The 6,986-nt window shown below is 64.7% G+C and carries 6 protein-coding genes and 1 tRNA gene; 3 read left to right on the top strand and 4 right to left on the bottom strand.

The window, feature by feature from the left end; translation table 11 throughout:
- Positions 1–167 precede the first annotated feature (167 nt).
- Positions 168–1,211 (bottom strand): tripartite tricarboxylate transporter substrate binding protein, encoded by a 1,044-nt coding sequence (locus GEV05_02830; GenBank protein MPZ42332.1) that lies wholly within the window; start codon positions 1,209–1,211, stop codon positions 168–170.
- A gap of 126 nt (positions 1,212–1,337) precedes the next feature.
- Between GEV05_02830 and serS the strand changes: the two genes are divergently transcribed.
- Positions 1,338–2,654, top strand: a complete 1,317-nt coding sequence (serS, locus tag GEV05_02825; GenBank protein MPZ42331.1) for a serine--tRNA ligase — start codon at positions 1,338–1,340, stop codon at positions 2,652–2,654.
- A gap of 84 nt (positions 2,655–2,738) precedes the next feature.
- Here serS and GEV05_02820 read toward each other — a convergent pair whose 3' ends face one another.
- Positions 2,739–3,632 (bottom strand): hypothetical protein, encoded by an 894-nt coding sequence (locus GEV05_02820; GenBank protein MPZ42330.1) that lies wholly within the window; start codon positions 3,630–3,632, stop codon positions 2,739–2,741.
- 36 nt (positions 3,633–3,668) lie between these two features.
- Entirely contained in the window at positions 3,669–4,625 is a 957-nt protein-coding gene (locus GEV05_02815) for a rubrerythrin (GenBank protein MPZ42329.1), read from the bottom strand.
- A gap of 385 nt (positions 4,626–5,010) precedes the next feature.
- Between GEV05_02815 and GEV05_02810 the strand changes: the two genes are divergently transcribed.
- The gene (locus GEV05_02810; protein MPZ42328.1) at positions 5,011–5,709 is read left to right on the top strand and encodes a PEP-CTERM sorting domain-containing protein; all 699 of its coding nucleotides are present in this window, start codon (positions 5,011–5,013) and stop codon (positions 5,707–5,709) included.
- A gap of 314 nt (positions 5,710–6,023) precedes the next feature.
- Positions 6,024–6,116: transfer RNA gene (locus GEV05_02805), tRNA-Ser, on the top strand.
- Between the two features lie 22 nt (positions 6,117–6,138).
- On the opposite strand, the gene GEV05_02800 is transcribed toward GEV05_02805, so the two are convergent.
- Entirely contained in the window at positions 6,139–6,978 is an 840-nt protein-coding gene (locus GEV05_02800) for a tyrosine-type recombinase/integrase (protein MPZ42327.1), read from the bottom strand.
- Between the last annotated feature and the right edge of the window lie 8 nt (positions 6,979–6,986).

Raw genomic sequence — 6,986 nt, 5'->3', positions numbered from 1 at the left:
GGATGAGAGTGGTCGCGCGGATCAGAACCGGCGCGGTGAGTCGTGAGTGGGAATTTCCCCTCCTCTCAGGAGGAGGGGTCGCGCGAAGCGCGGGGGTGGTGTGGTTTTGAATGCCGCTTCTCGGACCACCCCGTCCGCGACGTTGTCGCGTCCCGCCCCTTGGCAAGTCAGTCGACGCGCGCGCCGGACTCCTTGATCACCTTGGCCCACTTGCCGATCTGCGCGCGGTTGAATGCCTCGAACTCGGCCACGGTCGTGGGCTTCACCTCGGCGCCCAGGCCGAGGATGCGCGCATTGATCTCTGGCGTAGTCAGGATGCGCACGGTATCCGCGTTGAGCTTTTCGATCACGTTGCGTGGCGTCGCTGCGGGCGTCATGAGGCCGAACCAGCCCACCGCCTCGAATCCGGGATAGCCCGATTCGGCAATGGTCGGCACATCGGGCAGGTAGCGGTTGCGCTGTGCACTCGTCACCCCAAGCGGGCGCACCTTGCCGGCCTTGATATGCGGCAGCACCACGGCGATGTTCTCGAAGTTGAGCGGGATCTCCCCGCCGATCACGGCGGCTATCGCTTGCGCGCTGCCCTTGAAGGGAATGTGCTGCATCTGGATGCCGGCCATGGTCTTGAGCATCTCGCCCGAGAGGTGATTCGGCGTGCCGTTTCCCGGCGAGGAGAAGTTGAGCGTGCCCGGTCTCGCCTTGGCGAGCTTCACCAGCTCCGGAATCGTCTTCACCGCGATGCTGGGATTGACCGACGCCACGTAGAACGTCAAGCCGATGAGCGAAACCGGCGCGAAGTCTTTCAGCGGATCGTAGGTTAGTTTCGAGTAGAGGCTGGGCGCCGTGGAGTTCGGTGCAGTAGTTGCAAGCAGCAGCGTGTGTCCGTCCGGCGCCGCCTTGGCGACCAGCTCCGTGCCGATCTGCCCGCTCGCCCCAGGCCGGTTGTCCGCCAGCACTTGCTGGCCGAGGCTTTCGCTCAGACTATGCGCCATGATGCGCGCCAGCGTGTCGGCGGTGCCGCCCGCAGTCCAGGGCACGACGATGCGAACGGGCTTGGTGGGATAGGTCTGCGCGAGTGCGGGCGATCGGCGCGAGGACAAGCACTGTGCACACGACGATGCACCGGGCAGGACGAAGTACGCCCATCGACGATTCTCCTTCGGGAAAGGGATACGAGGGATCGCACAACGAACCGTGCTCGCGCGCGACATGACATCGAATCTAGGCGGCGCTACTGCGAGTGTCAAGCAACACGCGGTTCTTGGTCGGCGCAATCGCTTGACCGATAATAGCCGGCCGCACGCAATGCGTGCCGGCGCTCATGCGGTGGAGATTCCATGCTCGACGTTCAACTGCTTCGCACCAACATCGATGCGGTCGCATGCCGGCTCGCTGAGCGCGGCGTCCCGCTCGACACGCAACGCTTCCAGGCGCTCGAGTCGGCGCGCAAGACGCTGCAGACCCGCACCCAGGAATTGCAGGCGCGACGCAACCAGGCATCCAAGCTCATCGGTCAGGCGAAGCAGAAGGGCGAAGATGCGAGCGCGCTCATGGCCGAGGTGGCGGCCATGGCCGACGAGCTGAAGGACAACGAGACGCGCCTGGATGCGCTTCAGGCCGAGCTCGCGGAGTTCCTGCTCGGCGTCCCGAACATCCCGCACGATTCGGCGCCCGCTGGCCGCAGCGCCGAGGACAATGTCGAGGTGCGCCGCTTCGGCGAGCCGCGCCGGTTTTCATTTGCCGCGCGCGACCATGTCGACCTGGGCGAACGCCTCGGCCTGCTCGATTTCTCGGCGGCCGCGAAGATCTCCGGCGCACGTTTCAGCCTGATGACGGGCGCATTGGCGCGGCTGCATCGAGCGCTCGCGCAATACATGCTCGACCTGCACACCGGCGAGCACGGCTATACCGAGACCTATGTCCCGTATCTGGTGAACGCGGCCAGCATGCGCGCCACGGGCCAGCTGCCCAAGTTCGAGCAGGATCTGTTCGCCGTGCCGCGCGCCGACGCCGAAAAGCTCTACCTCATTCCGACGGCAGAGGTGCCGGTCACCAACATCGTGCGCGATGAGGTCGTCCCGCTCAACGCACTGCCGCTCAAGTTCGTCTGCCATTCACCGTGCTTCCGCTCCGAGGCGGGATCCCACGGCAAGGACACGCGCGGCATGATCCGCCAGCACCAGTTCGACAAGGTGGAACTGGTGCAGGTGGTGCACCCGGAGCATTCCTACCAGGCGCTGGAGGAATTGACCGGACACGCCGAGGAGGTGCTGAAGCGGCTCGACCTGCCGTTTCGCACCGTCGTGCTGTGCACCGGCGACATGGGTTTTACTTCGGCAAAGACCTATGACATCGAAGTATGGCTGCCTGGGCAGGAGGCTTACCGCGAGATTTCCTCGTGCAGCAACTTCGAAGCGTTCCAGGCGCGGCGCATGCAGGCGCGGTTTCGCAATGACAAGGGCAAGCCCGAACTGGTGCACACGCTGAACGGCTCCGGGCTCGCGGTCGGGCGCACCCTGATCGCGGTGATGGAGAACTACCAGAACGCCGACGGCAGCATCTTGATTCCGGAACCGTTGCGGCCGTACATGGCCGGCGTGAGCTCCATCGCGCCGGCGGAGAAGGGGAAGCGAAGCGCGAAGAGTGAAGGGTGAAGCGAGGCGGGCGAAGCGAAACGCCTCACTTCTCACTTTTCAGCCTTCACTCACTCACGACTTTCTTTTCGCTCCCCTTATCTATCACAACATCGGATTGGCAGGCGCGGCCGGCTCACCCGGCAGCGGGATGAATTCGTCGTGGTCCAGATCGGGCAGCTTCATGCGCCCGGCCTGCCAATCGGCCTTCGCCTGCGCGATGCGTTCCTGCGACGACGATACGAAGTTCCACTCGATGTGGCGGCGGCCCACCGGGTCTCCGCCGAGCAACATGACCGTCGCTGGCTGCACGGCCGATAGCGTTACCGATCGCCCGGCTTCGAACACCAGCATGCGGCCGGCATCGTGCGTCTGGCCATTTGCTTCCACGGCGCCGGCCACGATCAACGCGGCCCGCTCCGGGTAGCGCGGCGGGAGCTCGATGCGTCCGCCCGGGTCCAAGCGCGCATGAACGTAGAAGAGCGGCGAATGCGTTCGCACTGGCGACGACGCCCCCAGCGCTTCGCCGGCGACGACGCGCGCCCACACGCCAGGCTCTTCGAATAGAGGAAGTGCCTCAGCGTCATAGTGGGCGAACGATGGATCGGTTTCCTCGTGGGCGTTCGGCAGCGCGACCCACGACTGTATGCCGTGCACGTGGTCGCCTTGCGCGCGCGCACGCTCGAAGCGCTCCGAGTGCGTGATGCCGCGGCCGGCGGTCATCCAGTTCACTTCACCGGGCCGGATCGGCTGCTCGGAGCCGACACTGTCACGATGCATGATCTCGCCCGCGAACAGGTACGTCACCGTGGAAAGGCCGATGTGCGGATGCGGGCGCACGTCCACCGTGCGCGGGATCCCCGGCGCGAAGTCGACCGGCCCCATCTCGTCGAGGAAAATGAACGGCCCCACCATGCGGTGCTTGGCATAAGGCAGGATGCGCGCGACTTCGAAGCCGCCCAGATCGCGGCGGCGAGGCTCGATGACGATATCGATCATGCTGATGTCTCCTGTTCGAGAAGCACGGAACGGCAGTCAAGCCGATCCGATCAGGATTCCGGTCGCGAATACCAGCAGACCGCCGATGACGATCTGGATCGCGGCCGTGAAAATGGGCGTTTCCATGTACCGGTGCCGGATCCAGGCGATCGCGGCCAGCTCGACTACGACAACGGCGACGGCCACGACCGTCGCGGTCCGGAAATCGGGGATGAGGTAGGGGAGCGTATGACCCAATCCCCCGACGGCGGTCATCACCCCGGAGACGGTGCCGCGCAGCCATGGGCTGCCGCGTCCGGTGAGCGATCCGTCGTCCGAGAGCGCTTCGGCGAATCCCATGCTGATGCCGGCGCCCACCGCGGCCGCGACGCCGACGAGGAACGTCTCCCAGGTATTGTGCGTCGCGAACGCCGCCGCGAACAAGGGCGCCAGCGTCGACACCGAGCCGTCCATGAGTCCGACCAGCCCGGGTTGCACGAACTGCAGCAGGAACAGGCGTCGTTCGGCTTCGTGCTCAGTCCTGCGCACGTCGTGCGAGACGTAGCGCGCTTCGAGCGCCTCCGCCTTGGCCTCGTGCCGGCGCTCCTCGGCCGCGAGGTCGCCCAGCAGCTGGCGGATGGAAGCATCCTGCGAGCGCCGCGCAGCCCGCGCGTAGAAGCGCTTGGTTTCGGCCTCCATGAGCTCGGCCTGGCTGCGCACCTTCTCCAGCCCCAGCGGGCGGCTGAGCCAGACCGGCTGGCGCTGCACGAATCCGCGCACGTCCTGGCGGCGGATGAGCGGGATGCGCTCGCCGAACTTGCCCCGATAGAGGTCGAGCAGGCGGTGGCGGTGGTCGCTCTCCTCGTCCGCCATGGCGTTGAACATGGCTGCCGTGTCCGGGTAGGTTTCTCGCAGACCGTCGGCAAATTCCTCGTAGATGCGCGCGTCCTCTTCTTCGAGCGAGATCGCGAGCGCGAGCAGCTCGCGTTCCGCCAGATCCGAGAAGTTCTTCATGTCGTATCACTCGGGAAAGAAGAGTCCGGTAATCAAATGCGACCGTTTTCCACGGGCGCAAAGCGTGCCCGTGCGTGAGGCGACGCGATTCAATTTAGCATACGAACTTCGGATCTGTTCGTCGCCTTCAGTGCATCGCTGCGGCGCGCACGCGGGAGACCGGGAGCGACGCCAATCGGATTTGCCGCTTGCCCGATTCTGCGCTGGCCGCGCTATAGAGCAGCAATAATCGTCATTCCGATCCCGGGTAGTATTCGGATGGGCTCTATGGCTCGGGGTCGTGAACTTGTTCCTGCCTGTCCTTGCGCTGCTCGGTCGCATACTCGTTCTCCGGGTCCAGCTCGGTATCGCATTCGCAAACAGTCGAGTCGAAAGGAGATGACCGATGCGCTCATCCGCGCAGATCGCTGCGATGTTCGTCGCCGCAGCAATAGGGTCGCCCGTGGCAGCCGTTACCCTGGGCGAAACCGATACCTTTTCAAGCTCTTCCGAGGGGTGGTTCATCGGCGGGGGACCGGGGGGATTTCCGGCCACGGCGCTGACGGTGGCTCCGACGGGTGGCCCGAGCGGCGCAGGGGATGCTTACCTCCAGCTCACATCTACCGGCAGCAGCGGACCGGGCAGCAGGCTGGTCGCCAACAACGCCACCCAGTGGACCGGGAACTACATCGGCGCGGGGGTTACCGCGATCGAAATGGACCTGAACAATTTCGGCACGACCGATCTCACCATCCGTCTGCTGTTCGAGGATCCCGGCGTGGGCCCACCCACGAACATTGCCGCCACCACTTTTGGCGCTCCGTTGCCCGCGGCTAGCGGATGGACGCATGTGCGCTTTTCGATCGCGCCCGGCGACCTGACCACGGTCGCGGGCAATGTCACCGCGGCCCTCAGTGGCGCAACCTTCTTCCGTCTGTTTCACAATACAGCGCCCGAGTTCCCGCCGCTGCTCGGCCCTCCCCCGATCGCCGCGATCCTGGGCGTCGATAACATCAGTGCCGTGCCCGAGCCGAGCGCGGCCGTCATAATGCTGCTGGGGCTCGGCGCGATCGGCATGGCTGTGCGCCGCAAACGCGCGAGATAATGACCCATCCCATGCAAGGATCAGCAACGAACCGCGACGGGTCTTTCCGGGCACCGGCCCTGCTAAAACCCGCGCCACGGAGAGGTACCGAGGCGGTCATAACGGCGCTGACTCGAAATCGGATGGTCAGCAAAGCCTGGCACCTGGGTTCGGCAACAATCGTGCGCCCGGCGAAGCGCACGATTGTCTAGGCGCAGGCTAATTTCGAGCGAGGCTAGAAGTTGAGGACGGCGTCTGGCCGAAGCCAACCCACCCGACAGCGGCGGTTCCTCGGCAGATCGACGAGTTGCGACCTCTGCTAGAATTCCGCCTACGGAGAGGTACCGAAGCGGTCATAACGGCGCCGACTCGAAATCGGATGGTCAGGGAAACCTGGCACGTGGGTTCGAATCCCACCCTCTCCGCCAGCCATTGATTTCGTTCGAACTTTTAAGTTTGGTGCGCGGCGATTGTGCCGCAGGAATCGGATGGTTGTGACAAAAACGTGACGCGACCGGAAATCCGAGCGGCGTGCTCGGCCAAATGCTCCGCTCCCAGGTGAGCATAGCGGCGAACCATCTCGGCCGTTTCCCACCCACCCATCTCCTGCAAAGCCTGCATCGGCGTTCCCGACTGTGCATGCCAGCTTGCCCACGTGTGCCGCAGATCGTGCCAACGGAAATCCTTGATCCCGGCACGCGTGAGCGCCTTCTGCCAGACCCGGGAGTCCGGACGCTTCTGACCGGCAAACACCAGCATCGCGTCACGTCCCTCTTGTTCCCTGAGCACTGCTCGGGCATCGTCGTTCAGTGGTACCGGAATCGCGCGACGCGCCTTGGCCTGATCGGGGTGAATCCAGGCAAGGCCCCGCTCACCGTCAACCTGCCGCCACTCCAGCCCCAGCACGTTCCTCATGCGCAGCCCTGTTGCCAGGGCGAATCGCATCGGATTGCGATGAGGTACCGGAATCGCTGCGATCAACGCGGCTGCCTCCTGCGGCGTAATCCAACGCACGCGCCGCTTGGGTTCCGAACGCATGCGGAGGTGTGGCGCACGATCGATCCACCCCCACTCGCGCTCCGCAAGTCGCAGGAGTGCGCGCAGAAACGCGACGTATCGGTTCGCTGTCGCCGCACCCTTGGATTCCAACAACTGATCCACCCTGTCCCGATTGATTTCGTCGATGTAGGTGAAGTGCGCTCGAAAGAACTGAATCGCCGTTGCATCGTTGCGTAAGCTCGCCTTGTGAGCGCGCTCCTTCAGCCACCTTGCGGCGGCTTCGTCGAACAATCGCCTAG

It is taken from the genome of Betaproteobacteria bacterium, assembly GCA_009377585.1.
GTDB lineage: Bacteria > Pseudomonadota > Gammaproteobacteria > Burkholderiales > WYBJ01 > WYBJ01.
The sequence above is the reverse complement of the archived record's forward strand: the minus strand, read 5'-3'. Positions and strand labels throughout refer to the sequence as shown.